This is a genomic window from Nitrospira sp. (assembly GCA_029194535.1).
Classification (GTDB): domain Bacteria; phylum Nitrospirota; class Nitrospiria; order Nitrospirales; family Nitrospiraceae; genus Nitrospira_C.
The window spans coordinates 2,240,020-2,266,251 of sequence record JARFXR010000001.1 but is presented as its reverse complement, the minus strand read 5'-3'; the positions used below and the strand labels follow the sequence as shown (position 1 = coordinate 2,266,251).

20 protein-coding genes are annotated in these 26,232 nt (G+C 58.4%); 2 read left to right on the top strand and 18 right to left on the bottom strand.

All coding sequences use genetic code 11. From position 1 onward, the window contains the following. Positions 1 to 500 precede the first annotated feature (500 nt). From P0111_10505 to P0111_10495, 3 genes are all read right to left on the bottom strand, one after another. Positions 501 to 1,496, bottom strand: coding sequence for a hypothetical protein (locus tag P0111_10505; protein MDF0644453.1), 996 nt, complete (start codon positions 1,494 to 1,496; stop codon positions 501 to 503). Positions 1,497 to 1,648: 152 nt separating this feature from the next. After that, positions 1,649 to 5,143: a hypothetical protein gene (locus tag P0111_10500; protein ID MDF0644452.1), complete on the bottom strand. Its 3,495-nt coding sequence runs from the start codon at positions 5,141 to 5,143 to the stop codon at positions 1,649 to 1,651. 179 nt (positions 5,144 to 5,322) lie between these two features. Beyond that, positions 5,323 to 6,447, bottom strand: coding sequence for a hypothetical protein (locus tag P0111_10495; GenBank protein ID MDF0644451.1), 1,125 nt, complete (start codon positions 6,445 to 6,447; stop codon positions 5,323 to 5,325). 436 nt (positions 6,448 to 6,883) lie between these two features. Here P0111_10495 and P0111_10490 point away from each other — a divergent pair, with 436 nt between their 5' ends. Then, positions 6,884 to 7,111: a DUF433 domain-containing protein gene (locus tag P0111_10490; GenBank protein ID MDF0644450.1), complete on the top strand. Its 228-nt coding sequence runs from the start codon at positions 6,884 to 6,886 to the stop codon at positions 7,109 to 7,111. 2 nt (positions 7,112 to 7,113) lie between these two features. Further along, positions 7,114 to 7,440 carry a DUF5615 family PIN-like protein gene (locus P0111_10485; GenBank protein ID MDF0644449.1) on the top strand — a complete coding sequence of 109 codons (327 nt, stop codon included), beginning with the start codon at positions 7,114 to 7,116 and terminating at the stop codon, positions 7,438 to 7,440. Between the two features lie 10 nt (positions 7,441 to 7,450). Here P0111_10485 and P0111_10480 read toward each other — a convergent pair whose 3' ends face one another. The 15 genes from P0111_10480 to P0111_10410 all read right to left on the bottom strand — a co-directional run bounded on the left by P0111_10480 (position 7,451) and on the right by P0111_10410 (position 26,195). Continuing rightward, positions 7,451 to 8,167 carry a DsbA family protein gene (locus tag P0111_10480; GenBank protein MDF0644448.1) on the bottom strand — a complete coding sequence of 239 codons (717 nt, stop codon included), beginning with the start codon at positions 8,165 to 8,167 and terminating at the stop codon, positions 7,451 to 7,453. An 86-nt stretch (positions 8,168 to 8,253) separates the two neighbouring features. Then, positions 8,254 to 8,589, bottom strand: coding sequence for a hypothetical protein (locus tag P0111_10475; GenBank protein ID MDF0644447.1), 336 nt, complete (start codon positions 8,587 to 8,589; stop codon positions 8,254 to 8,256). Positions 8,590 to 10,628: 2,039 nt separating this feature from the next. Then, entirely contained in the window at positions 10,629 to 11,879 is a 1,251-nt protein-coding gene (locus P0111_10470) for a hypothetical protein (protein MDF0644446.1), read from the bottom strand. A 94-nt stretch (positions 11,880 to 11,973) separates the two neighbouring features. After that, positions 11,974 to 12,342, bottom strand: coding sequence for a hypothetical protein (locus P0111_10465; GenBank protein MDF0644445.1), 369 nt, complete (start codon positions 12,340 to 12,342; stop codon positions 11,974 to 11,976). Between the two features lie 1,225 nt (positions 12,343 to 13,567). Then, on the bottom strand, positions 13,568 to 14,338 hold the full coding sequence (locus P0111_10460; GenBank protein MDF0644444.1) for a DsbA family protein: 771 nt from the start codon (positions 14,336 to 14,338) through the stop codon (positions 13,568 to 13,570). After that, positions 14,335 to 14,670 (bottom strand): hypothetical protein, encoded by a 336-nt coding sequence (locus P0111_10455; GenBank protein ID MDF0644443.1) that lies wholly within the window; start codon positions 14,668 to 14,670, stop codon positions 14,335 to 14,337. The genes P0111_10460 and P0111_10455 overlap by 4 nt, the downstream gene beginning before the upstream one ends. Before the next feature lie 491 nt (positions 14,671 to 15,161). Beyond that, positions 15,162 to 15,629 (bottom strand): hypothetical protein, encoded by a 468-nt coding sequence (locus tag P0111_10450; protein ID MDF0644442.1) that lies wholly within the window; start codon positions 15,627 to 15,629, stop codon positions 15,162 to 15,164. A 15-nt stretch (positions 15,630 to 15,644) separates the two neighbouring features. Next, on the bottom strand, positions 15,645 to 16,235 hold the full coding sequence (locus P0111_10445) for a hypothetical protein (protein MDF0644441.1): 591 nt from the start codon (positions 16,233 to 16,235) through the stop codon (positions 15,645 to 15,647). Positions 16,236 to 16,746: 511 nt separating this feature from the next. Further along, a complete protein-coding gene (locus tag P0111_10440) occupies positions 16,747 to 17,862 on the bottom strand; it encodes a hypothetical protein (GenBank protein ID MDF0644440.1) in 1,116 nt (371 codons plus the stop codon). Between the two features lie 211 nt (positions 17,863 to 18,073). Beyond that, positions 18,074 to 19,081 carry a hypothetical protein gene (locus P0111_10435; protein MDF0644439.1) on the bottom strand — a complete coding sequence of 336 codons (1,008 nt, stop codon included), beginning with the start codon at positions 19,079 to 19,081 and terminating at the stop codon, positions 18,074 to 18,076. Between the two features lie 121 nt (positions 19,082 to 19,202). After that, positions 19,203 to 20,243: a hypothetical protein gene (locus P0111_10430; GenBank protein ID MDF0644438.1), complete on the bottom strand. Its 1,041-nt coding sequence runs from the start codon at positions 20,241 to 20,243 to the stop codon at positions 19,203 to 19,205. A gap of 183 nt (positions 20,244 to 20,426) precedes the next feature. Beyond that, positions 20,427 to 21,056: a hypothetical protein gene (locus P0111_10425; protein ID MDF0644437.1), complete on the bottom strand. Its 630-nt coding sequence runs from the start codon at positions 21,054 to 21,056 to the stop codon at positions 20,427 to 20,429. Positions 21,057 to 21,801: 745 nt separating this feature from the next. Then, the gene (locus P0111_10420) at positions 21,802 to 23,286 is read right to left on the bottom strand and encodes a carboxypeptidase-like regulatory domain-containing protein (protein MDF0644436.1); all 1,485 of its coding nucleotides are present in this window, start codon (positions 23,284 to 23,286) and stop codon (positions 21,802 to 21,804) included. A gap of 76 nt (positions 23,287 to 23,362) precedes the next feature. Continuing rightward, positions 23,363 to 24,841 (bottom strand): hypothetical protein, encoded by a 1,479-nt coding sequence (locus tag P0111_10415; protein ID MDF0644435.1) that lies wholly within the window; start codon positions 24,839 to 24,841, stop codon positions 23,363 to 23,365. Between the two features lie 91 nt (positions 24,842 to 24,932). Beyond that, entirely contained in the window at positions 24,933 to 26,195 is a 1,263-nt protein-coding gene (locus tag P0111_10410; GenBank protein ID MDF0644434.1) for a hypothetical protein, read from the bottom strand. Positions 26,196 to 26,232 lie beyond the last annotated feature (37 nt).

Below are 26,232 nucleotides of genomic sequence, written 5' to 3'. Positions count from 1 at the left end.
ATTCGTTGCATCTATTCCTGTGGGCCCGGCGGGAGGAGGACATCCTGCAGAAGTCTTGAATGGGATCGAAGATAGTTTCTGAGGATCGATCGGCTGAGGAATCGGTTGACGACCCGGCGGCACCGATGGAACGGTTGGCCCGCCTGGGGCTTTTTGAGGAAGGGTCAGACCGGGTACTGCACGCTCTGTGACATTTCCAGGTTCCGAATCGAGCGGCGATATTTCGGGCTGGGACGGAGGTTGTGCTTGCTGCATTTCTTCCAGAACGGGAGCGTCTTCAGCCCTGGCAACGTCATCAACAAGCGGCCATGCGATACAACAGAAGGCAACGCTAGACGCACATACAAACTTGGTCGTATGGGTTAGCATGACAGGATCTCCTCTGTACCTTTGGTCGGGCGGAACATATTTCACCGACCTTGTTGTTTGTCTTCGACAAGGTTCCCGCAATCCGTTCTCTTTCCCATACGCATCACCTACCTGCGCAGTATGAGAACAACTCAGAGCAGGGTAAGGACGATACGGTAGGTGACTCTCGCTTTACAAAAGTTGTCGTAATCTTCATGCACGATATAATTGAAATCTTTGATCGTGGGCGGAGTCAGCTTTCTTGTCAGCGCAATCTTTTCAGGAGTGAATTGTGGTTTCACATCTTCCTCGTTGAACCTCATGCCGGGTTCGAACAAGTTTGCGAGACCGACATTGCGGGCAGACCATGCGAACTCAGCGATTTCTCGTGTCTGTCCGCCCTTGAGCTTGAACTTTAACTTGTGACCCTTATCGTCCGGTGAGGTCCACCTCAAATAGATGTCACTTTTTCCCACCGCATCGCAGTCGGCATACAAGAAGAATTTGAGGGGTGTGATGGTGACATTGAACAGGGGTGTCATGGTGAACTGAGTGCTGAACGTGAAGGATTGCCCGTTCGGAATCAGTTCCCGAAGAGCGATATCGAGACGCATCAATCTGGAGAGTCCGTCTCTCAAGTCATCCGCGTAGCGAAGTTGAATGCCGGTCGTGGGCTTGTAGGTCTCGGTAAGACGCCGTCCAGAGGTGCTGTACGCGACGCTGACTTCGACCGGAACTGTGATGGCCGGATTTGCGGGCACCCGGAGGTCGACCGTGTTGGTCGCAGGGAAGGATAGTTGAATCGCGTTGGCGACGAAATTGAGGCTGGGCGTTGGAGCAGAGTAGCGCGGGAGAGGCCTGAGGGTGCCTCCCTGTACTGCTCCTGGCGACAGCTTCGATGGTAGTAGTCCCCGTTCCTGAATGTCGCCGGCCTCCGCCGACGGAGCGGACTCTTCGGTCGTGGGCGCCACACCGGGCGATACTGGCCCTTGCGCGCCCGGCGCTGTGCCGGCCACATTTCCGGTGCCGGTGGCGGAGGGACTTTGGGTCGGTGGCTCATCCGCCAGCAATCGTGGAACGAGCGGCACGCTCACAAGACCGGCGGTCAAGAGCGCGAGTGTTATTATGCAGATAGTGATCGATCGCATGATGTTCTCCTTCCCATCCTCTGAAGAATCCAGCCGCGAAACGCAAAAACATCCGTGAACGTGGATTCACCGCTTCGATTCATGCAATCGGTTCTCGTTCCTTGCAAAGCCATCTCTCGGAACCGACGCTCCCTCTGGGTTGCGATCATGGACTACCATGCGGGCGCACAGTTCACGCGCGTGCCCGTCTGGGTTGGGGCCAACGTGGCGCAACTGCCCCATCCCAGCGTTTTCCAATCATCGTAGTCGTTGTACGTCAGGTCAGTCATGCCATCAGCATGCGGGCGAAAGAAAACATGGTTCTCAGCCCAAGGCTTGTGAATGGAGTAGGTCACGGCGGCGCGAAGAGCGGCCTCGCTCGGCGTCACCAGCGACAGGCCGTAGGCGTAGGCCCACACATTGTCGAAATAGGAATTCAGACCGATTCGCAACTTCCCGTCAGAGCCCGCATACGACATGGCCATCCGAATCGCGTTGGTTGCTGGATAGCCCGGAGGAGGCGGTTGATACTCAAGGAACAGTATGTAAAAGCGTCCCGTAGCAAGGACCGCTCCGGACGTGGGCGCCATTTCCAAGGAAGGCAGCCCGGTCACATCCAGGGGAAGCTTGCGCCGAACCGCACGTTCCTGAATCTCCCCAGCGGGCGTCTCTTCCTGGGGCTCTTGACCCTGCTCGCTCAGTGAGGTGAGAGGCCGGTCCTCCTCAGCTAGCGGCTTGGCATTGTCCTCCTGTGCCTGGGCAAGCGAGGAGGCCGACTCGGTGGCCGGCGACAACCCCCGAGAGAAGGTCGACCCCGCAGCCGTTGCTCCCGACGTGGTCATGACGCCTCCGTCCGCTGGGCCCGGCGTCCAGGTCATGACCGGCCGGCCCACAGGCGAATGCATCGGGTCGTAGGGAATGGGGAGTCGCCCCCATCGAGGGCCGGGCAATTGAGGAGTATAGAGCTGGATATAGCCTTGTGGATCAGTGAATGCCCCGACGAGGTGCTCCTGTCCGGCTACCACGCCGAGAGGGAGGTAGACAAATGCCAGCGCTGGTGAAGTATTCGGATGTACCGCCAGTGGTTGACCCCCGATCGTCACAATTTGTTCGGGTGACCAGCTATTCCCCGTGAACCTCCGGGTCCGAACCACATTGTCGGTCCCTTTATACGCCAAGGAGAGGCTCGTCTTGCTTCGCGGATTTGCCAGGGACGGCTCGCCGGCGGCCGGCGACGACCCGTCGATCGTGATGACTGAATCCCAGACATTCAATCCGGTGCTGCTGACGGTGACCCATGTATAAAACATCGTCCCGTCGGGGCGAATGCCGACGATGATGATCATCTCGACGCCGTTGACCGTGAACGTCTTTGCGTCGATCGCGGAGATCGGTCCGATATCGCGGATCCCCGGCTGCACAAATTTTGGCACGGGGCAATTGTCGACGTTCGGCGAGCAGTTCCAGGCCGACGTATAGCTGTATGCGAGACGTCCGTTCAGATCGACGGCAAACATCCAGATCTGATTTTTGTAATGCACGACGGCGGGGCTGTGCAGGCTCTGGATACCGGAATCCTGCTCGCCCTGCCGGGTAAACTCACATTGGCCGGCTGGATTGAAATTGGCGTATGCGCGCACCCGAACGTTCGCCGGAGAAAACACGCCGTCTCGGTTCCAATCGACGTGCCCTGTCAGCGGGTCCACTTTGTACCGGAAGGTGCTTGCGAGCGCATTCAGGAGAGGCTGGTCGGAGGCGCTGATGGCATTGGTCTCCAACAGGGAATGGTTATTGAGCTGCATGGACTTATGCCGCCCATCGGAAAACTGCATGAGTCCCATATAGGAATAGCTCATGAGACTCATGTAGTGAGGCTTGCAATTTGGCTCATTTTCAACGCTGTAGGGGCCGTTGTGATCGAGACCCAAGGTATGACCGAATTCGTGCGACGCGTTGGCAACAGATGTCATGTTGAATCCGCAGGCGATCCCTTTGCCACAGGCCCCGCCTCCGGTGGTATAGCCCATGACGTAGTGGAACACACCATGTCGCGAGCGATCCATTTGTGTCTGCCAGACCTGTTCCGGCCGCTGCGGACCGGTTGGTAACGCGTCCACCGGGTTGTAGCCGCCCCAATCGCCGTAGATGGTGGCGTCCTCGGGTCGCTCCGGTGGTACCCCCGTGTCGAGATGGAGACGGATACCGGGTAGGCCGTCAGGATTGGCGATGCTCGCGGCGTGTGCCGCGCGCAGCGTGGGGTCGGTGGTCGCGGCATCTGCATAGACGGCTGCCATCTGGCGGGCCGCCGCCGGGGTCATCCGACTCGCCACCCCCTGCTGGTTCTCGGCGAGGTCGAGACGGCGGAAATCCACTTCTATGAACACATCCTTGTGGCGAGGGTCTGCGCCCCACTTCGGCAAGTCCAGAAACACGGGCTGGTTCTGACTGTTGGTCGTCCGCTTTCCCAGCACCTCCCAGCCGTCTTGCAGCCCGTCGCCGTCGGTGTCTCGTGGATCGGCGATTCCATTACAGTTGACCCCGGCGACCGAACTCGTCCTCGATGCGCAGGTTCCGAGAGCTGCCTCAAGCTGATCCCCGAGCCCATCACCATCGGAGTCGTTCGCAACATCGTTGGGGGGTAGTGGCTGGCCTCGGTGATCCCGCACGATGACCCCTCCGCCACAGGAGGCCGGTGGCGCGTTCGCAGGATGGGGCGCTAACAGCGGAGCGACCACAGCAACGGTATTGACAGGTGTTCCGCTTGCTCGTTGACGTTCCCAATGACCGGCTACAAATTGGCCATTTTGCACACTCCCTCGCGCCCAGATAAACCCCTGAGGATCAGGACTGCTGAACACACAGATATACGAGAGCTTATTGTTAAAATTCACCTGCGAGAGGTCGGGGCGGTCTTCCAGCAAGTCTACTGACAGACCGTAGCCGCCACCGGCATCGACGTGTTCGTAGAGGACAGCGACCAGACCCGCTGGTACTCGTATGGAGGAAGCAAGGTCATTGAGTTCAGCGAATACATATCCACCAACACCGAGTGTTTGACTACGACCTCCAAAGTTAGGATTTTCATAGATCACCACGGTTGGGGCTGCCACCGTAGCCGCTATTTGCATGGTCCGCGTGGGCGCGAGCTGCATAGCCTGCACGACGATCGCGGTCTTCGCCACCGCACGCGGCTTCACTCCGCTATAGGTTCCGATCGCGTTCAACCCAGTTCCGGCCGGGAAGAGGAGTGCCAGATGCAGTACATCCGGCTGCTCCGGATCGGGGACGATGACGGGAACAGGACTCTCGATCGTCTGCTGGTGCGTCAAATTAGCCGCATCGATCACCACCGACTCGCCATCCTCGGTTGGTACGAGGCTGATACGGTTTGTGCTCTCGGCTCCCACCTGATAGCTGCCTGGTCCGACGACCACATCCTGCCCCTGCGCGCCAGTGAAGTGCACCGGCTGCGTCAACCACACCGTTCGCTCCTGCATCCGGCCGGCCTCTGACGGCAGAGCCGGATCCCTGCCTGCCGCACTCTCGCCCGCCTCCGCGGCATTGCTCGCCGGAGTTCGTTCGTTTGCCAGCCCTTCATTGCTGACCGAAGCACTTCCCAATCCGCACGCCATCAGCACGGCGCCCAACCACAGAGCCATCGTTCGCATCAGAGCCTCCCATCAATAGGACCGCTGGCAACAGCCGACACAAGGCCCAGACCACATAGATGACGGACCGTTACCCCCCATCCGGGCTCGGTCGCCCAACCTTCCGGTTCAAAACCGCCGCGCAATCTCCAAGACGAGGTGCATGCCTCAAGGCACAGAAGGCGATGCGCTCCTTCTCGCTAATGCGGCTGGAGGGTGGGGTATCGGAGCAAATTCTTCGCTCGCCAATACTTGAACTTCGCCTTGCAGGAGTCATTTTCTGCCTTTATGACTCCTGTTACCCACCGGGCTCCGGTCGGGGTATTCAGGAGATCAGCGGGAGAGAGGCGCTGACCAAAACCGAACACGGTTTCTTCTAGAGAGGTCAACACGTCTACCCACCCAGGATCATCGTCAACAAATCTGAATACCTCTTCGTGCAACGGCTGTGACCATCCTATTTCCAGTCCCACCCAGCGAAATTCTGGAATGTGTGTGGTGTCCGGGACAATGGCTGTGGACCAGCTCTTCTGGGAGATAGATCGAGAATCAGGCAGCGACCATAGGAAGCGGACCTCGGTCTGACCCGCGCTGTCGCAAAAATTGAGTAGCGTGAACTCGAAACGGCCCATAGCCACGTCATACAGTGGATCGAGATTGGCCTGCCATTTCATGCGATAGATCCCAACCTCGCCGGCGCTCGGCTCCGTGAGGGTAATGGCGATTTCCATCGCACGAGGTTTGCCGTCCCCTTCCCTGTCATGGTAGAGAAACTGGTTTCCGGTGCCGCCCGCGTACGATTGTTTGGCCTGCCCAATGCCTGCCGGGGAACTGTAAATGATCCCGATCTCTACCGGCTTGCTGACGGGTAGGTTTGGCGGGAGTGTGACTAAGGTCGTCAGACTTTTGTGATTCAATCGTAGCCCGTTCGCAATGAGCGTGAGATTGGGCGTCGGGGCTTGATACCGATCTGGCGGCAGGACCGTACCGGGCTTTGGTGCGGTAATTCCGGGAAGAGGAATTTTCGTGGCCGGCACCGGTGTTGTGGCCTGTGGATTCATGAAGATCTTGGGCTCCAGCGCATTTCCAAAGACACCGCGTTCCTGCACCTCGCCGGCCTCCGATGGAGGACCGGACCCTTCCGGCTCCGTTGTCGCCGGAGTTGGCTCTTGGACAGTGGTCGCCGTGCCGGCCTCGCCCCCAGTGCCGGTGGATGGGGTGCTCGAGACGGGCGACTCATCCGCCAACGCCAGGGGCGTCCCCGCCACGCCTACCAGACTGCCGGTCAGCAAAACTGTTGCTGCGAACATAGTGATCGATCGCATGGTGTCCTCCTCTTAGCCCGCATTAGTCACGAAGGCTTCCACTGCAACCGCCGATACGCCGCTGCGACAAGCTTGGCGGCCGGTTTCCTGCAGCCAAGCGGGCAGGCTCGCCGCTCGGTCGGTCGACATACTGTTTCAAGTATGCCTCCCTTCCTCACGGCTGTGCGTGCCCGTCTCGCCTGGCGTCTCAGCGGTTTCGTCACGACCCCTCGTGAATAATGCGGGCTAGCGACAAGCCACTCACTTCCCATTTCCCGCCCGCGCAATCAGGTCCTTCAAGCCCTTCACATCGAGCGCCCCCGGCACGAGTTCCGTCCCGACGATGAACCCCGGCGTGCACAGCTTCTATCCAGATTGCAAATGACTCTCTCAAGTGACTCACTTTTACAATGCCGTTCGCTTGATCTTTCATCTTGCATGGGCTAGGCTCCCTTCCATGGCCTACCAAGACCGCATCACGATCGATCCAGCCAAGCGTGGCGGGAAGCCCTGTATCCGCGGGCTCCGCATTACCGTGTATGACGTGCTGGAATATCTCGCCTCCGGCATGACGGAGCAGGCCATCCTCCAAGATTTTCCCGATCTCACTCGTGAGGATATTCGAGCCTGCCTCGAGTTCGCCGCTGACCGAGAACGCAAACTCGTCTCCCTCCCGTCGCAGTGAAAGTGCTGCTCGACCAGAACCTCTCCCATCGACTCGTTACGATGTTGCGACAGGAGTATCCCAACTCCATGCACGTTCGCGACATCGGCTTGAAAGAGGCTTCTGACGAAGCTGTGTGGCAATATGCCGCGCAACAGGGGTTTGCCATTGTCACAAAGGATGCCGATTTCCATCAACGCAGTTTCCTGTTCGGGCATCCCCCTAAAGTCGTCTGGATTCGTTGCGGCAACTGCTCGACGTCCGATATCGAACGGTTGCTGCGGGATCGTCGACATTCCCTCACCCAGTTCGCCACGGACCCGGAAGGCGCCTTTCTCATCATTGAATAGCGCTGCAATCTCATTTCTTCTCTCCCGCCCGCGCGATCAAGTCTTTCAATCCCTTTAAGTCCAGCGCGCCGGGCACCAGCTCCGTGCCGACAATGAAACCGGGCGTGCCGGTGATGCCGAGGTCTTTGGCCAAGGCACGATTACGGTCGATGACGGTCTGCCATTCAGGATTGGCCATGTCGGCTTCGAGCCGTGTCGCGTCAAGACCGACTTCGCCGGCAAGACGCAGCAATTCCTCCTTCGTGATCTCGTGCTTGCTGGCGAGGACTGCCTCATGAAATGCTTGATGTTTGCCTTGCATGTGCGCGGATAAGGCCGCTTTTGCGGCAACCTCTGACGGCTCGCCAAGAATCGGGAAATCCTTATAGACGACGCGCACGCGCGGGTCTTCTTTCTGTAATTCAGTGACCGCGCCGCCGGCCCGTTTACAGAATCCGCACCGATAGTCGAAGAACTCGACGACGGTGATTTCGCCGTCAAGATTTCCGCTGACAGGGGAACTTGGATCATGCAGGAGATCCTTCTGGCGATGGCCGATGGCGATCTTTTGGCGCGCCCGTTCCTCCGCTTCCCGCTTGGTCTCCAGCGCCTGCAGAGATTGCTCGATGACTTCAGGGTGTGTGCGGATGTACTGCTCGATCGCCCGTTCAAGTTCCGGCGTGAGCCTTGGGTCGATCGCCACCGGCTCTGCCCAAGTCACGAAGGGGCCGAGCAGCGTCAAGGCCATTGCGATCCCCGCAACTCGAAACCCAAATCCCGAAACCTGAGACTTGCAACCCGAAACCCGAGACCTGAAACTAGATCTGAAACCGCTCATGGATGCGGCTCCTGTATGGGTGACGAGTTTGGAATCGGCGGGATCGGACACTGCACGCCACGGACGTTGGCCGACGTATCAACCAAGCGCCTGAGCCTGGCCGTGATGGAGCCGGCCGATGGAGGTTGCCCATCGCAGTCCTTCCCCGCCGCATTCGCTGGTGTCACCGCGGGGTCAGTCGGCGCATGCGGTAAGGAGGTCTCTTGTCTCGATGGTGCTGCTGCGCGCTGTTGAACATTGGCGCCGTGGGAATCTTCTATCGTGGCCGCCCTGGCGTCCAGAGGCATGCCCCCCACACCCAACACCATCGCGACGGCGACGATGACGATCATGACTGTTCCTCGACGATGGAATCTTGCCACATCATTCTGCTGAGTGGGTCGCGGGGAGGCGGCAGAAGGTTCAAGGAAAGCGGCACAGGCTGGGAAAAGAGCAGGGGTGGTTCGACAAGACGGCCTCGCGCTCATCGACAACCTCGTTGGCTGCTGAGACGGACGGCCCGCCGATGCTCTGGGCTCGGGGAGGCGAGAATACTGGGGAAAGAGGCCTGCGGTCAACTACGGAATGGAAAAATAGCTGCTAGTTCTTGGTGTTTTCGGTGGAAAGGCATGACGCGCTGATCCATGCGCTGGTCATGAGCTGAAGCTACCCTGTTCAAAGTTGGCCGAAACTCATGCTGCTGTTCGAAGATGAACATTCTGGGCTTTCCTCTGATCTACAGGCAGAACCACACTTCAGCCCTGAGGACAGGAGAACATGCCATGTGGATCCTCGTAATCATCCTTGCCACCTTCACCGTCGGCACGATGGTGTCGCTGCTGCGGGTGATCTGATCAGAGATTAAGGGGTTGGACCCCGTTGGTTTTCTCGATTCCTGTGAGCTTCTCTTCATTACGGCCACGGTCTCGAGTAGCCTCCTCAAACGCTCCAATCTCGGTTGCATGCGCTGCATGCAGGCGTCATCACAGTTCGTGACGACCTTCGCGCTGCAGGAGAATTCACGATACCCTCGATTCACGTTCTCTAGTCTTGTGTCCCAGAAGTTCGCTCGTGGTGAGCCTGTCGAACCATGAACAGGACTCCTTGCCCCGCTTCAGTGGACCACGCCCTTCTTCCTTCTGCTCTCCAACCAATTGCCCTGCAGCATCGACCTACCTCGCACCGGCATCATTGCCCAGACCGACATGAGCAGATCAGCAGATTGAGGCTTGTCGTGCGAGTCGTATTCGGCATGATTCGCTTCGAGAGCGCCGGCTCCTGCGGGGGGAGGGGAGGCGGAGGACCGGCCGTCTGGCCGACACAAAACTTTTCCCGCTTGCAGGGTTGAGGCTGCGTCATCTGACTGCAGTTGTTCTGACCAGCGCAGAGACAGACTCCTGAGCCACACGAGTAGGGAGGCGCCGGCACAGCACCTTGTTCCAGACCTCGCTCGTGCACCGGATCTGGCACATTGTCTGCCTCCGCCAAGTCTGGCTTCTGTGCTTCCGAGGCCTGGGTAGCAGGTGGAATCTCGGCTGCCTGAACATCTGAGAGAGGTGCCGTCACGTTCCAGCACAGCACGCCAAGTGCAAACAGTCCGAACGCTGCGCGGGTGGGAATCATGGCAAGTGTTCCTTTTGTTGTCGTTGTGCGGTGCGGCTGCATCTTAGTCGCTCCAACATACCCAAAGTTCACGGCCACCCTCATTTCGTCTCTGGTGACGTACCGGACGGATCGGCCATCCCGCCGTCCGGCTGATCCCCTTCCACACCACGACGCTTGACCGCAGGGCTCATGCCCGCTTTTGGGACGGGAGTAGTTCGTGGCGGAGGATTTGTCGGCGCGACCTGAAACTGCCCACCCTGAACTGCGCCTAGATTGGCTTTTGGATTCTTGGGAGTCTGAAAGCTTTCGATCTGCTCACAATCTTTTCCGCCCTGCGTATTAGGGGCACAGCACATGTAGTCTCCGCTCCCGTTGCACTCGACCCACTGCCCAGGCTTATTCAAACAATGAAACGCTCCGTCGGGAACACCTCCCTTGCATTTCTCCGGATTTTTTATCGGTTCCGCTCCAGCCGGTAGAGCGTGAACCAGGCATACATACATCAGAAACATCGCCACTCCGCATCGGATCAAGCTGCTGCTCATCATTACGCACCGTCCTCTCTGGCCTTTGGCCTGCTGAGGTTCTCACAACAGGAATCCTTTCGTCGCTTGCGGGTTCGTTTACCCTCTTTCCCAGCCGGGACACTCATCATATCCATTCCATCTCAACTGATCAGCGCAAGACCCTGCAACGCACCATCGTGTCTCCGTCGCCAAAACGGACGTGGGTGGATGACAGCTGTGTCCGGGTGTTTATGCTCACGCATCTCCGCAATTCAGCTCCATCACTGGATAATCTGCGGCGACGCAAGGCCGAACACGGTCAACTGAAACTTCTCGTTCGGCGTCGGCGCGCCGTCGCGACGCGTCGTCAACGACATGTGGCCTGTCGAATCTTTGTAGATGCCCATAAAGAATCCACTGGATGTCTGAATCGAATAGGTGCAGTTGCCCTGATCGATCACTTTAAATTTCTCCCAGCTCTTCACCTGCGTGGCATCGGTATGGAAGATGGTCGAGAACCCAGAGAGGCAGGCGCCGAAAAACCCGGGGTCGCAGTTGACGTATTTTTGCACCTGCCCTCCGCCACCCAGCGCCGTCAGGTAATTCACGCCGTTCTCTGTTTGAAAGGCATACGTGCCATCCGTCTGCCGGAAGAACTTGAATTTTGCCCCAACGCCGGATGGGGCGCTGAGCACGACATAGTTGGATGAACCGCCACCCTTACTGGTGGTCAGGAAGTTGCCATCGGCAGCCAAGATTCCGTACTCGTAGGTCGATCCCGGATCGCCGCACTTCACGATCCTGAACTGTTCCCACCCCTTAATCTGCGTGGCATCGGTGTGGATGGCATCCTGATACTTGCCACCCGCTCCCATGGCTGTGAGATAGCGGCCTTTGATCGTCTGAATGCCATAGTAGGTGGGAGCAGCGGGAATGCCGACGCCGAGGTCGATCAGCCTGAACCGTTCCCAGTCTCTTGGCTGAGTCGCATCAGTGTGAAGGACGTCGCTCGTGCGCCCTCCGCCGCCGACCGCAGTGACGTAGTTGCCGCCGGACGTCTGAACGGTCTTGTCATGGGGCGACGGCGGCGTGGCGATCACCAGCTTGAATTTCTCCCAAGGACCCGCCGATGTGGCGCTCGTAATGATGGTCGGATCGGTCGCCCTGCCACCGCCCCCGATCGCTGTGAGGTAGTAGCCTTTTTGAGTTCGGAAGGCGAACTCGCCTGGGTACAGATTCGTGGCGGGGGTAACCAGAACGCCCTGGATAGCCATGCCGGACGCAAAGGCTCCGGGCGCGAGCTTACTCACTCCACGCTCTTGCACGTCGCCAGAGATCTCGGACGCTGGAGCTTCTTGAACGAGTGAAGGTTCCTGAGCGACCGACGGTTCATCCGGAATCACTGGAACTTCCGTGACGATCGTGCTCGGTTCAGCGAGTTCTGTTGAAGGCCGGTCCGGCGGCGCCGTACAACCGACCGTAAGGAGAGACAGACCGAACAAGAGTCTCATTGCATGAACCCATGTATTCATGAGACATCCTCCCTCACAAGGATTCCGTGGTTCGCCGGATCCAAGGTTCGTCAAACCCTAAGCTCTCTCAATCACAGGGCGATACCGTACTTCCTCACTTCCTCTCTGGTGACGTATCGGACGGATTGGCCATCCCGCCGTCCGGCCGCTCGCCCTCCACGCCGCGGCGCTGCAAGACCGGCGGACTTGTGCCGATTGGTGGAAGGACCAATCGCTTCATCGCCACCACGGTGATGCACTGTTGATCATCGCAGCAGGAGACTTTGCCTCCGGCGTCGCACATGAAGGAGAACGGTCGTCCTTGCGCTGCTGCGCGATTTGCCAGATCGCCGCACGCGTTCATGGCGCCGGGATTCTTGGCCTGGAGTTCGCCGAGCTGTTCTCCCGACAGGGTACAGGCCTGCGCGGTGGACGACGGGCGCTTTGGCGCCGCCTCCGCTTGAGCGACCAGTGTCAGGAGCATTGCCGCAAGAACGGGTCCTTGATATCTCGGCTCTGACAAGAACATGAGACCTCTTTCCTTTCTGCCCTGGGAAATGACGGGGCCATGTTGTTGTCTTCTCGGCTCGCTTCCCTTGGAGCTTCGGTATCTGATCGGCCGCAGTCGCAACCGAGCCTCCGCTAACGCAGCGGCTCGATGTCTGACGGACGAGCCGGAACGGCTTTGCTTGTCGCCACATGCTGCTTCACCCGGCTAATTGATGGTGCATGTGCAGTTACTTGTACAACTGTCAGATATTACGCACCTCTGGCTAATGGTCCGTCTCATCCAGTTGCAATCCTCCACTTCAAAGCACCTGCATTTTCGAGTCGCCGCGTCACATTTGAATGCGGTTGGACGTGGTTGCAGGGCCGGCGAACTTAGACCTGCGCCGGGACTCAGCGATAGGCCGCGTTCTTGTACATCCCCCGAAGGCGAGTGCGTTTGAGATGGATCGCCCTGCCCAGGCTCTTGGGCGTCGGTCGGTTGGCCTCCTTGTCTTTCGTTGCCGGCCATTGCGAGGTAAGGCGATGCAACCACTAGTTCCAAGGCAAGTACCAGCACCACAGCTAGCTTCAGTGCAAACCGTTTCATGGTATTCCTCCTTCCAAATCCAATGGTGTATTCGGTGTAAATCCCGTCAAGGCTTCCATGCCGTGCATTCCCCATCAAGGGGAGTGGTGTCTTTATAGGTACCTGGCGCGCAGATGAGTTCCCTCATCAATGCACAGTCACCTTGCTTCGATCGATCGCAGTAGCACGTCCTATTCGACTTTAGACAATAGAACCCTGAGGGACGCTTCGGCAGGACGGGAATGGGAGCCAGCGGCTGGCCCAACTGTCCCCGTTGGATGCCTCGGTCCTGCACGTCGTCTGATCCCGGCACTGATGAGCCCGGTACGGTCGGGGGTTGGGTATCATCGGCTGCTTGAACAAACGAGATTCCACCGGTGAACAGTGCACAGGCAAGGTAACACTGCACGACGAATGTTCTGTTAATGAGTGCGCGCATCATTGACTCCTTTCTTTGATCCGGTCATCGACTGCAATTTCCCTAATCGGCCACCTCCTAAAGTCGTTTGGATTCGTCGCAGCAACTGCTCGACGTCCGATATTGAACAGTTGTTGCGGGATCATCGACATCACCTCACCCAGTTCGCCGCGGACCCAGAAGGCGCCTTTCTCATCATTGAATAACGCTGCAATCTCATTTCTTCTCTCCCGCCCGCGCGATCAATTCCTTTAGTCCGTTGACATCCAACGCCCCCGGCACGAGTTCCGTGCCCACAATAAACCCCGGCGTGCCCGAAATGCCGAGGTCTCTGGCCAAGGCACGATTGCGGTCGATCACGGTCTGCCACTCCGGATTGGCCATATCCGCTTCAAGTCGTTTCTGATCGAGGCCGACGTCGCCGGCAATGGCAAGAAGCGTGTCCTTAGTCATTTCCGCCTTGGAAGCGAGCAACGCCTCGTGAAAGACCTGGTGTTTGCCTTGCATGTGCGCGGATAGGGCTGCTTTTGCGGCAAGCTCTGATGGCTCGCCGAGAATCGGAAAATCCTTATAGACGACGCGCACGCGCAGGTCTTCTTTCTGCAACTCCGTGACGGCGCTTGCCGCCCGCTTACAGAATCCGCAGCGATAATCAAAGAACTCGACCAAGGTGACATCGCCGTTGAGATTCCCGCTCACAGGCGATGAGGGATCGTTCAGAAGATCCTTCTGGCGCTTGCCGATGGCGATCTTTTGGCGCCCCCGTTCCTCCGCTTCCCGCTTGGTCTCCAGGGCCTGCAGGGATTGCTCGATGACTTCAGGATGAGCGCGAATGTAGCGCTCAATCACCTGATCCGTGAGCTGCGGTTGGGTTGATGACGCGGATGTTGGTGTGTCGGCGAGCGATGCACAACCGCTCAGGATCGGCAGTAGTGTGAGGGCGAAACCCGAAATACGAAACCCGAAACTGGATGCGAAACGGCTCATGGCTGTGGCTCCTGTATGGGTTGAGAGTCTGGAATCGGCGGGATCGGGCACTGCACGCCGCGGACGTTGGCCGACGTATCAACCAAGCGCCTGAGCATGGCCGTGATGGAGCCGGCCGATGGAGGTTGTCCATCGCAGTCCTTCCCCGCCGCATTGATTGGTGTCACAGCGGGGTCAGTCGGCGCTTGCGGTGAGGAGGTCTCTTGCCTCGATGGTGCCACTGCGCGCTGTTGTACAATGGCGCCGTGGAAATCTTCTGTCGTAGCGGCCCTTGCGTCCAGAGGCATGCCCCCCACACCCAACATCATCGCGACGGCGACGACGACGATCATGACTGCTCCTCGACGATGGAGTTTTGCCACATCATCCTGCTGAGTGAGTCGCGGGGATGCGGCAGAAGGTTCAAGGAAAGCGGCACAGGCTGGGAAAAGGGCAGGAGTGGTTCGACAAGACGGCCTCGCACTCACAGGCAACCTCCGCGGCTGCGGAAGATGGACGGCCCCCAGTGGTCTGGGCTGGGGGAGGCGAGAATACTGGGGAAAGAGGCCTGCGGTCAACTACTGAATGGAAAAATAGCTGCTATTTCTGGGTGTTTTCGGTGGAAAGGCATGACGCGCTGATCCATGCCCTGGTCGTGAGTTGACGCGACCACGTTCAAAGTTGGCCGAAACTCATACGGCTGTTCGATGATGAACATTCTGGATCGCTCTCCCGACCAACCCAGCAGAGAGGCATTCCTGACCGGGAGGTCAGAGAGGGAGTCGTCGGCACTAGTGATGTCGCTGCTGCGGGAGATCTGAGAGGCACGATACGCAGGGAGAACCTAGAACCGCCCCACCGCTTTCTGGCCCAACATCTTCAGTTTCTCCTCGTCTCCCGCTGTTTCTTTGAGTGCCAGCTTGACGGTCGTGTTACCTTTCTTGATGTAGAGATCGACATAGTCGAGGCCGAACATGCCGCGCGTTAAGAACGCCTCATCACCCAACCCCTTGACGGCTACGGTTTGCTTCGCTTTTCGCTTGGCCCGTTCAAGCCCATCGGCGGGAAAGACCCACACTTCCATCGCGTCCTTTCCGTTCGTGAATTCGTAGTTGCACCAGGCGGCATCGCCTTCCTTGTCGGCCTTCGGCGTGCCTTTCAGTTTGCCGATGGTCTGTTCGACCTCTGCTGTCGTCACCACTTTGCATGGATCGACGGCTGACGAGCCGGCGACGGCAGGGGAATCCATCGTGCACAAGAGCCAGCCGACAAGGGACAGCACGGCGAACCACCTCGTTCTCTGAGACAGCATGAGACCTCCATTAGGTTACTGGCCAAATAGCTTCGGCCCCTTCTGGATCGCCTTGTTTGGGGTGATCACGACAAACTGCACCGGCAGGCTCCACACGGTTTTTTTCGGGTAGGAGACTTGTGCGCTCACCCGATAGGTCCCTGGTGTGGCGACCATTTGCCCACTCCTGCCGTTTCCACCGGCACCCCAGCCTGTGTATCCGCTCGGCGAGGTGGCCTCCGCGATGCTGAGCGGAAGGTGCGTGACGATCGCCCATTGGCCCTGCGGGTTGAGCCGCTCAAGCTTCACCAGCAACGAGGTGGTCGCGAAGCCTTGCGGAGGCTGGAGCTTGATCGGCACGGTGGAATATTCAAGAAAGAGCGCATTCGCAGCCGGCAACTGAATGATCGGCGCGACCCGCGGCATTTTCTGAATACCCTTCGAGAGCCGGCTGTTTCTGGCTTGCTCCTCCCTGGCTCGGGCATGGGCCTCTGCCTGCGCTTCGGCCTGCGCTACGTCATCGCGTTGAGCGATAAGTTTTGCACGATCATAGGCAAAACCGGTGGAATTCGGGAGTGGGGAAGGTTTTTGCAGGTCTGGGGCCGTACTATAAAATCCCTCTTGCAAGTACAGTGACCATGGACTTGTAACATCGTTCCCTCCGCTCGTCCTAAATGTAGGGTTCGCACATACCACCGTCCCGGGCCCTAGATTCGGCCCCAGCCACGGATCGCTTGGACAAGACAGAGTCGTTGTGACGGTTGCAGTAGCATTATAGGATATCACCGAGACGTCTTCTCTCACCAACCCAGTGCGGGAATCGTAAGAACCTTGGGAGGACCAGCGCATCGACGTGGAAACCGACTCCTGGAAAATTCCCCCCGGTGAGTACTGCTTACACAGTGCTCCCACGCGATAGGTGGCTGTTCCAGCCTTGTACGTCGCCTGGATCGACTCGAAGAAACACTGATGTGAATTAGGATCATCCGCATACACCGAATCTCCAGTCGATACCGCAAGGACGATTCCAATCATCAATACGATTTTCCGACTCACAATCCCACCTCCTGTTGAGTCTGGACCTCGTTGTGAGGCAAGAGAAAAATTTCTGGAACTTTTCTCGCTTTTGGCGGTCTCCCTACTGCCCGAACATCTTCGGGCCCTTCTGAACCCTGCTGTTGGGGACCGAGACCGGCGCCATCACGACAAACTCGACCCAGTTGCTCCAGCCTGATCGTTGTGGCAATGAGACCTGAGCACTGAGGCGCCAAACCCCAGGGGTCGCATTACCGACGGGCGGCCCTCCGGCTCCGAAGCCGGTATAGCCGCTGGTTGATCTTGCATCCGCGGCGGAGACGGTGTGCGCACCATAGTACACCCAATTTCCTTGAGCGTCCCTTCGTTCCAGACGGACGAGGTAGAACGTCACGCTCCGCGCCGTCGTGATAGGGGCGCCATCGAGGCCGACATTGGCATCGGCCCATTGCGGCGGGGGCCCCAGCCTGATGGGCACGACAGTTCCGTTGTAGAACCGCTGTCCACCCGTTGGCGCCAAGATAATCGGAGCCAGGCTTGCGCGGTATTGGGACGGTGCTTCAGTTGCCCCTTGAAGCCGTTGCGCAGCACGACGTTTTTCCCTTTTCGCCTTCGCGAGTGCCTCAGCCTCCGCCCGCAAGTCGTTCTCGCGCTTGCTCGCCAACGCTTGGCGCTGTTGCGGCGCAAGATAATACGAAGTTAACGGTTTATGTTTGCGCCAGGCCTCATACAGGCGGTCAAGCGGCTTGTCGATCTCTCCGTCCTTGAGCGGGCCCCACGTCGGGCTGAAGTCATGCTGTGAAATGATCTGGCACTTCACAACCGGTTCACGCACCTCATTCGGAAACGGATCAGGGGTCAGCCAAGGATCTGTCTGACACGAATAGGTCGTGGACCATCTGCCGTAGGGATGGCCGGGTTGATTAATCGGAGCGGCAGGCACTTCGATCGTCTCCACGGCGATATTGTCCGAGAACCTGCCCTCAGCCTTGTAGGGAAAGGTGATCGGCGCCCCCAAGCTTCCCTTTGTCGTGCAGGTGTCTGTCGTAGCATAGTTGGCGACGTTCGACGAGAAGGTACCGATGAGATTCTTAGTCCCGGCCCCACAGGGGGCGCTGCCGACTCCACTGAATCCAGCGCCTTGGGCGGACCCCAGGAGACCGACGGCATGAAAGAGTCCGATGCTCAATGCCAACCTGGCGGAACGATGAATCATCATGGGATCCTCCTGCCCATAGGGTTTCGCCGCCCAGCAACGGCACCGTCGCCCCCATCCCGCATAACGACGAACGCCGCTACGAAGTAGATCGAAAAGGGAGCCCGAAAGGTTCACGGCCCACCTCCCCGCCGCCACGATGGGTGTAACACCGACACCAAGTGATCGTGGAGGAGCGACGTCAGGCTCTGAAACGAAAAAGCTCTCGAAACCATCAACGTCCAAACATTTTGGGCGCCTTTCGAATCGCCTTGTTGGGATCAGTCACCACAAACTCCATCGGCGGACTCCATTCGGTTTGTCGCGGCGACGACACTTGAGCGCTGACTCGGTAGGTTCCAGGGCCAGCGATCATAGCCGGACCGCGGCCGCTTCCCGCCGCGCCCCATCCGAGATATCCCGACGGCGAGGATGCCTCAGCCGCGCCCACGGGAAGATTGGTCACCAACGTCCACAGACCCTGCGCGTTCTTGCGTTCGAGACTTACCAGATATGATACCGGTGCGACTCCCTTTGGAGCGGCAATCTTGATGGGCACCGAGGTATAGCTGAAAAAGCGCGCCCCTTGGGCCGGCGATTGAATAGTCGGGACCGCAAAAACACCGAGCCCCTGCGCAGCCCCCATACGCATCTTCTTATTCGTTCTGGCCAGCTTCGCGGCAGGCTGCGTCTGCGCGCACGAGAAACCGAACTGGATGATCGTCCCCCCGTTGACCAAGCCGAACACGCCATCGGCCACCGCATCATCGGCACAGCGGTCGCCACGCCATTCGGTCAAAGAAGGGTTTCCAGGAGGACCCACCGTATGCTCCCAGAGGGCGCCGGTTTTCAGGTTCTGACAGGTCAAGGTAAAGTGCATGATCGCGTGCACGCCGTAAACGTGGGACTTGCCGCGAAACCCGAGCGCGTAAAAGTCCATCGGACAAAACAGGTCCTTCCGCATTCCCCCAAGATTCGCCTCGCTCATTGGACGATCGAGATGAATTTGCGCGCCGCCAGACCATGAGCCGTCCGGCGCCATGTTGACACAATATGGGTGGAGGCCTGACATCACTGCATCATACTGGACGGCGAAGCCGGCTAAATAGGTCTTGTTCGGACACTGAGTCGAGGCCGCCCTACCTTCCGCAAGACCCATCGTGCCGGTTTGTGCTGCGTGTCCGGTGTGCACGTACAGGACCGAAACAAGCGAGATCAAAACGCCCCTGATGAATCTGTCCATCGTCGTCTCCCTAATGTCCTCGGGGACACTGCGGCAATTGGTCGCGAACGCGCGCCCGCTCGACATCATTTCAGAGACCAGACAACGGTTCCTGGAACCTTTCCCACGCTTGACCGGCGCACTACGGGCCGAACCTCTTCGGTGCGCGTTGCGCTTGAGTCTTTGACGGCGGCGCCAGCACGACAAATTCGACCCAGTTGCTCCAGCCGGTTTGCAACGGAGACGTCATCTGCGCGTTCAGACGCCATGTCCCAGCCACCGTCATACCTCCAGGAGGGGCGCCTGCCCCGAAACCCATGTATCCCGCTGCCGATTCCGCTTGCACGGCTCCAACCGGCAGCGTCGCGTGCGGCACCCAGTTTCCCGTCGCATCTTTGCGTTCGAGCCGCACCGTATACAAACGATTGCTGTTCACTGGCTTACCATCCAGCCCGACCTGAGTGTCTCCCCATCCATTCGGCGGGGCAAGTTTGATGGGAACGGCGGTCTGATTGAGGAAGCGCTGGCCAGGGGTCGGCAGTAGAATGGTCGGGAAGACCACGGCCGGCCCTTTCGGCACCCCCTGCCGTATGCGTTTGTTCGTTCTGGCCAAGGCTGCGGCCTCTGCGGCCGCTTCGGCCTTGAGCGCTGCGTCGCGCTGAGCGATCACCGAGGCGCGATTGTAAGGGAAACCCGTGGAATTCGGGAGTGGGCCAACTTTCATTTTGGATATGGAATAGAATCCCTCGCGTAAATGCTGAAACCATCCAATTCTAGGATCTACTCCCCTCGTCTCAAAAGTAGGGTTTTTACATCTGACCATCCCGGGCAGCGTTGACGGATTCAGCCACGGATCGCCCGGACAAGACAGCGTCGTGGTAACGGTTCCACCATCTCCATACTCCTTGATCGTGACGTCTTCCCTGGCCACGCCGGTGCGCGAATCGTAAGTACCTACAGAGGACCAGTGAGATCGAAGGCGCTGCGCTGGGACAGGACCCTCCAGCGGGTGGTAGTACATACAGCCTGCTTCCACGCGATAGGTGGATGTTTCGACCGTGAATGTGGCTTGGATCGACTCGAAGAAACACTGGTGTTGCTCATCCGCGTAGACGGTATCAACCCCAGCAAAGGCCATCGCTGATGCGACCAACAACATGCAGCTTCGCCAACGAGGGCGCATAGATCCTCCTAATTTGACTGAAAGGCAGAGTAGGTCACGGCTTCTTCTCCATTTCGTTGAGCTGTCCTCCGCCTTTCGCTTCCACCCCGCGTGGCACGATCATCGACGGCGAGCGCCGCATCTGGGTGGGGGCGCTGCGGTGACGAAGAAGCCGTTGAGGCATCATTGTCGACCATAATTCCGCTATTGACAGGCAAAACCATTGGCTGCCCAGGCATTGACGGCGTTCCGCCAAGTCTCGATATCGTGCGGGGGCGCAGTGGGCCGTCGCCGATTTGGCGGCTGACCTTGCGCATCAGGGATTCGACCGTCGCCAATCGCCCAGAGAATCAACTTGTCTTCTCGCAAATGCGCAACTGCGGTCGGGCTGCCTCCCTGGCCGGACAAACAGCGGCCCATAAGACCAGTGGGGTCATCCCGAAAGTTGCCGCCAGCAGGGGCATGCCATCCCGGGTTGATGCTTCCCTGAGTGGGCAAAAGACTATCTTGATGACACAGGCGGCAGCCTTGCCCATTTTGCATTGAGTTGTTGTTCGTCGTGGAGTTGGTTACTGGGTGACCAAATGGCAAACCTCCATTGCCGTTCACTTGCGGATCATTCTGGAAATTTTCAGCCACCACCGCATGACAGTTTACGCAACGTGGGTGAAGAAACGTCGGCTCCAGCGCGGTGAACGGCAGCCTCGATGGCTCGATGCACTTGAACTGAAGGGTCTTGACAACCCCCATAGTAATGCCCCCACGGGCTCCGTTGGCGACACCACTAAAGGGGCAGGGGAGATTCACCTGATTCCAGGCACCCGCCGTCGCCATAGCTCCAGCCTCAGCCGGATTAGGTGGGTTCCCCACAATCATCCCGAACGCATTCGTCGGCCGGCATCCTATTCGTATCCGCTTCATGGTTCTGTTCAATGCCATCGCTGGACTCATGGGTGCGCTAGAACCAGGCACGCTCAGAAACGCATTAAATTCCTTGATGTACTCATTTGGCGGACAGTTTGCGACGCTGCTGGAAGCAGGCTCCGGATTCGGTTGCGGATTCCCCTGTAGTGGCGGAAGCGGGGGCATTCCAGGACTGAACTGGGTGAATGCGTGATTCGGCGGGTTTGTCCAACTCCGGTTATCGGAAGCTTTCAGGGTGCACCGGACTCGGATCTGACGGATTGACGATGCTGTGGACGTGACCTCGATCCCCGTCGCCAGGCGACCCTGAGCGCAGGTGAGGTCGAAGCTTCCGGTAAACTGTGCCGCCGTAATTGATTGTCCCAGGCTCCCAGTTACACCGGCGGAAACATCGGAGATCCAGAGCACCCAAGCTGCGAGCAAAAGCACCGCGAATCCTCGGACCCTCATCTGCATTTTCCGACCTCCTAGGCTGAAGCGGAACACATTTTGATCGTCCTTCCATTGACCCATGTGCTGGACTGGGCGCTTCGATCCCATGAAGCAATTCCACTCAATACATATGTCGACGGAATAGCACAGAAGTTCAAATGCAAGAGTAGCGATCGAACGTCCGAGCTCGACGCGATGTGACTCCGCTTGATCGATTGCATTGTCACGGTTTCTTCTCTGGCTCCACTGGTACATCCACCGTCTGGTTGTCCTCCCCACCGCCTTCCCCTTCAACCCCGCGCGGCAGGATGATCCTTGGAGGCGGGGCAAGCCGTAAGTCTTGCGGTGTGATCACCCGCAGATCCCCAAGGGCGTTGATGGGGTCTTCTCCCGCCGGACCTCGAATTTTTAGTTGAATGAGCCACGGTTCCCCTTGCGATCGGCGTTTGCAGACGGTCAGGCTTTGATCATCAAGCGGTGAGCTGGGAACCGGTGTACGCCACATCAGGCGGGTCCATTCGAGGCGGCGATGAAGATTCTTCAATCCCTGTGCCGTGCAGTAGGGACAACCGATGTCGGAAAATTTCTCGAATGACAATGCCGGTTTCCCGGGAATGTTGCCGTCACCCACCACCCCTCCTCCGTCGCCGACTGCCGGCAGGTCGGGATGGAGCGCACGCGCGTACTGGAACTCCCAAAAAGGGTTAAGATCAGGACCGGAAAAAATCTCGAAGTCAGCCTCGATCCTTTCGTCCACCATCTCCACGGCTGGTGACAATTGCCGCTGGCCAAGACGCGGATACTTCGGTTCTAGCATTTCGTTCGGGCCACACATCTTCCAGAAACCGTCTTTCTTCTTGAATGTGAACCTGTGGCTGAATTGATACCCCCTTCGCTTCGCTTCGGCCACGAAACGATTCAAGGCCTCGCCGGTCAGCACATGAGTTTGAAGGCTGGCTGGAGCCAAGATGACGCTCGCCACGCGGGGCGACGAAATACAGCCGGACTGGTACCGGCGTGTCTGGATATAGATCGAGTGAGTCCCATAATGTGGCTCGGTCAAGGTAAAGAACGTCGTGAGTGACGTGCCCCCAAGCCCGTGACGCACCCACGGCACATTCTTTTTGCTGAAGGCGACATCCGATTTGAATTGAGACTCGGGATATCGTTCAGCCGCCGAGAATTCTGTAATTCGATACGACTCCGGAGGACTGCTGAATTCCAAGAGGACCGCCAATTGCCGGTTGGTCGTGGTCGTCGGACCGTCTACCTGAAACTTGGTGAGCACATCGCAGGAGTTCCCAGGAGTTGTCGTCGCGGTAATACTCCCACAATCGCTCGGTAACGGAGTCGCCTGACCTGGTTGCAGTTGAATGAATCGGACCAGGTTGGCCCCATTGGTCATCGTCACAGTCTCTTGCGCGTTGGCATAGCCGCTCTTATACACACGGATCGTGGTCGATCCGATCGGCAGGGTTGTCTTGTAGGAGCCGTTCGAATCCGTCATTTTCCGTGCGTTTTGTCCCGGCATGGCCAGACACAAGTCGGCGTTTGAGATGCGCGTCCCGTTCGGATCGTGAACGACGATTTCCACCATGCCGAATTCGGCCGCAAAGACGCTCGAGCTTGAAATCATCGACAAGCAACCGATCGTCAGCGCGAATCCTGCGAGCACGACCGCTCCCAAACGAAAACACCGTGATCTCATTCTTGTCCTCCTATGGACATGCGCCTTCGTAGAGAAAGGTTCCTCCAAACAGTCTGGCGAGTTGCCGTCACGCATGTTATGGCACGAGTTGCCATTTAACTTTCACCTCATCGTTTTCTGCCGTGCAGCCACCCGAGGGTTGTACGAGGCGGAATGCGCCGGTGATGTTGTTCACGCAGGCATGCAGCAGGTTGCTCCCATCAAAATAGGGAGGCGGCGGCGTGGGCATCGTACAAGGAACAGGAATCCACCGAGGACCAAACGGGTTGGGATTCGGCCGGCACTGTGGTGTTAGGGGGGCCGGAGTATTGGGAGTGGGGGCTGTCATCGCTTCCTTTGCCTGCACGCTGGGGCGCTTGAGAGCGACCATTCCCGGGCCTCGCGATTGGATACCGGAGGACGATCCGACGACATCGAAGCGTTGGCCGTACGGCATCAAGAGGATCAAATGGCGCCTCTCAGTCTGTTCTTCTTGCACCAGTATGGCCACTGGATGGGTCAGTGGTTCAGCGTGCTGGTCCTGTTCAGCCGGCAACAAGATCGCTTGCTGTCCTTCTTTGGACAAACTCAGTTGGAGATCCAGTACCGGCTCGATTTCATAGACGCCGGCGGCCACAAGCACATCGTCGCCCTTCGCGGACTGGAAGTGGAGCGCTTGGTCGAGCGTGACGGTGATCGGAGGGGTGGGCGAAGTATCAGGCACGCTTTCCAAAGAGGCGGTGGTATCAGCCGATTGATCGGGCACGCCTGCTTCCGCTTGTGGAACATCCATGGCTTCTGTTCCGCGTGAAAAGATATTCGGGTTGGATCTCGGTTTTTGCACGACGCCCGTGTCCGCCGGTGTCGGCGCTTGGACAATCTGCGACGGAATGCGCTGTCGAATGCCAAGTCGTTCACCGGGAAGCGGGTTCGCCCGCCGATATTCGGCATACAGCCGCTTCTTATCCGCTGGCGAGATCACGTCACCGGTCCTTGGGAAACTCTGCTTGTCGATATCGGGGACTGCTTCGCGGAAGTCGTCCGGCGCATAGACGCCGTAAGGAGTGCATCCTCCGGATTGCAACCACGGGTCTCGCGTACAGCGCGCGGTGAAAAACATGAAAATCTTGCCGCCAGGCGTGCGATTGGGAAGAAACGGTTCCCACCCAGTGACTTCCAAGGTCTCGGAAGCATTGGGGCGGTCGGTTTTCGTTTCCGCCGGCGTCCACGATCCTTCCCAGCGCGCCGTCATGAACGCGTTGGGTACGGCAGGACTGGTGCAGGTGCTCTGGAACCGGTATTTGGCCGAACCTTTCGGCCAGGACAGGAACTGCGGAAGGCCATTCAGCAGCGGTGGTGAGCAGGTGACCGGAATGGGTTGCGCCGGGGGACCAGTTCCCTCCACTGTTTCGGACATGTCGCAGAAGACCCCAAAAAACGTCAGACATTTGTGGAGGTTATACAACTGCTTGAGAAAATTTGCCTGGACCGGCATTGTCGGAAACGCAAAGCACGATAGGGCGAGGGCCAGAGCTACGAGGGCAGTTTTTCTGGGCAGCCAGTGTCGTTTCAGCATGCTGACCTCCCCATGACAGTCGGTCTGTCGATTGGCATCAGTCGTTCGCTTTCTTTTCACTTGTCCGTCGTCGGTTATATCGGCAACTGGTTCACGGTTTCCTCTCGGTAGGACGAGGTGGCTCGTCGGCCTCCTGACCCTCCACCCCCCGCGACATGAAGGGCGAGCGCCTCATCTGCGTGCTGGCGCTGCTGCTCGGTGGCGGCGCCTGCATGACAGAAGGAGGAGGCAGGGGAGTCGCTTGTGGAACAGCCGAGGGTTGCATGACCGACGAGGAGGGCAACGGCGATGTCTGTATGGGAGATGACTGCTGCTGGGATGCCTTCATGAGCTGAAACTGCACGGGGTAGCTCCAGGGACCGGGGGGTGTCTTCATGCTGGACCGCGCGCGCACTTGCCAACGGCCCGAATAGGCTCCCGTCACAATTTGAGCGACTGGGTACCCTTGAACGAGATTCTCAGTACCGACGGAGAAGACGGTGTAATAGGGATAGGAGTCCCGCTGAGCCGACGGGGCATCGAGGAATCGCAGCTCCAACTCGGTGACGTTGGTCGCGCCCACCTTCGGCGGCGTCGCAGTGATGACGAGCTGGCCTTGCGCAATCTTGTCGCCGGAGGCTGGCTTGGTAATGACGAACATGTCGGCGGCGATCTTCGTATTTTTAGCTTGGGGATTCATGGTCACGGCAGACGATGGGGCCTGGACGAGAGGACCGAGTGGTTTTGTCGCAGCTGCACCGAAGCTTGGAGGACGAGGTCCGCAGATCAGTCCTATGGCATCGACGAATTGCCCGGCGCGTGTACGAATGCCTACGGCAACTTCACCGGCAGGACAGCTCTGTTCCGGTGGTCTCGTTCCAAAGGGACCGAATGAAACATTCTCGTCATAGGGGTCTTTGTCCCCGAAGTAGAAACTCATACTCTTTACAGATGGCAGCATGGAAGCACAATACGCTTTAATGCGCTGCACATAGTGATTGTCCGATCGAAGGACATCAATCTTCCAAGACTGGACGACATAGACCCTGCCCACAAATTCATTCCAGCAGCTCTTATGGCGTTCTTGCCCTCCGGTGCTAGCCCCATGAGAGGGGCCGACGGACGGCGCGCCGAAAGCCTGCCTGGCTGCCACCCACGGAGCACAGACCGGTGCGATACGATCCACCCATTCGCCGGTTCTCCCCGCAAGGCCGACCAGATACGATCCCTTCGGGCACTCGGCCCTGAAATCATTCCCGCCCAAACCACCATAGACGGGAAGATCCGTCGCGAGGGCAGGCCTGGCGCAGAGTCCAAGCACGAAGCACAGCGCCACCAGAATCAAGTAATGAAGTCGTTGGCGTTGATCATTCATCCTCACCTCCTGCCGTATGGATACAGTCGGCAGTGAC

Excerpts from the sequence above, each read along its gene's own strand:
- P0111_10460 (MDF0644444.1), bottom strand. The coding sequence starts at position 14,338 with ATGAGCCGTTTCGCATCCAGTTTCGGGTTTCGTATTTCGGGTTTCGCC.
- P0111_10440 (MDF0644440.1), bottom strand. The coding sequence starts at position 17,862 with ATGATGATTCATCGTTCCGCCAGGTTGGCATTGAGCATCGGACTCTTT.
- P0111_10420 (MDF0644436.1), bottom strand. The coding sequence starts at position 23,286 with ATGAGATCACGGTGTTTTCGTTTGGGAGCGGTCGTGCTCGCAGGATTC.
- P0111_10505 (MDF0644453.1), bottom strand. The coding sequence starts at position 1,496 with ATGCGATCGATCACTATCTGCATAATAACACTCGCGCTCTTGACCGCC.
- P0111_10465 (MDF0644445.1), bottom strand. The coding sequence starts at position 12,342 with ATGCTCCTGACACTGGTCGCTCAAGCGGAGGCGGCGCCAAAGCGCCCG.
- P0111_10450 (MDF0644442.1), bottom strand. The coding sequence starts at position 15,629 with ATGCTGTCTCAGAGAACGAGGTGGTTCGCCGTGCTGTCCCTTGTCGGC.
- P0111_10495 (MDF0644451.1), bottom strand. The coding sequence starts at position 6,447 with ATGCGATCGATCACTATGTTCGCAGCAACAGTTTTGCTGACCGGCAGT.
- P0111_10425 (MDF0644437.1), bottom strand. The coding sequence starts at position 21,056 with ATGGCGACGGCGGGTGCCTGGAATCAGGTGAATCTCCCCTGCCCCTTT.
- P0111_10430 (MDF0644438.1), bottom strand. The coding sequence starts at position 20,243 with ATGCGCCCTCGTTGGCGAAGCTGCATGTTGTTGGTCGCATCAGCGATG.
- P0111_10500 (MDF0644452.1), bottom strand. The coding sequence starts at position 5,143 with ATGCGAACGATGGCTCTGTGGTTGGGCGCCGTGCTGATGGCGTGCGGA.
- P0111_10480 (MDF0644448.1), bottom strand. The coding sequence starts at position 8,167 with ATGGCCTTGACGCTGCTCGGCCCCTTCGTGACTTGGGCAGAGCCGGTG.
- P0111_10435 (MDF0644439.1), bottom strand. The coding sequence starts at position 19,081 with ATGGACAGATTCATCAGGGGCGTTTTGATCTCGCTTGTTTCGGTCCTG.
- P0111_10415 (MDF0644435.1), bottom strand. The coding sequence starts at position 24,841 with ATGCTGAAACGACACTGGCTGCCCAGAAAAACTGCCCTCGTAGCTCTG.
- P0111_10490 (MDF0644450.1), top strand. The coding sequence starts at position 6,884 with ATGGCCTACCAAGACCGCATCACGATCGATCCAGCCAAGCGTGGCGGG.
- P0111_10475 (MDF0644447.1), bottom strand. The coding sequence starts at position 8,589 with ATGATCGTCATCGTCGCCGTCGCGATGGTGTTGGGTGTGGGGGGCATG.
- P0111_10455 (MDF0644443.1), bottom strand. The coding sequence starts at position 14,670 with ATGATCGTCGTCGTCGCCGTCGCGATGATGTTGGGTGTGGGGGGCATG.
- P0111_10410 (MDF0644434.1), bottom strand. The coding sequence starts at position 26,195 with ATGAATGATCAACGCCAACGACTTCATTACTTGATTCTGGTGGCGCTG.
- P0111_10470 (MDF0644446.1), bottom strand. The coding sequence starts at position 11,879 with ATGAATACATGGGTTCATGCAATGAGACTCTTGTTCGGTCTGTCTCTC.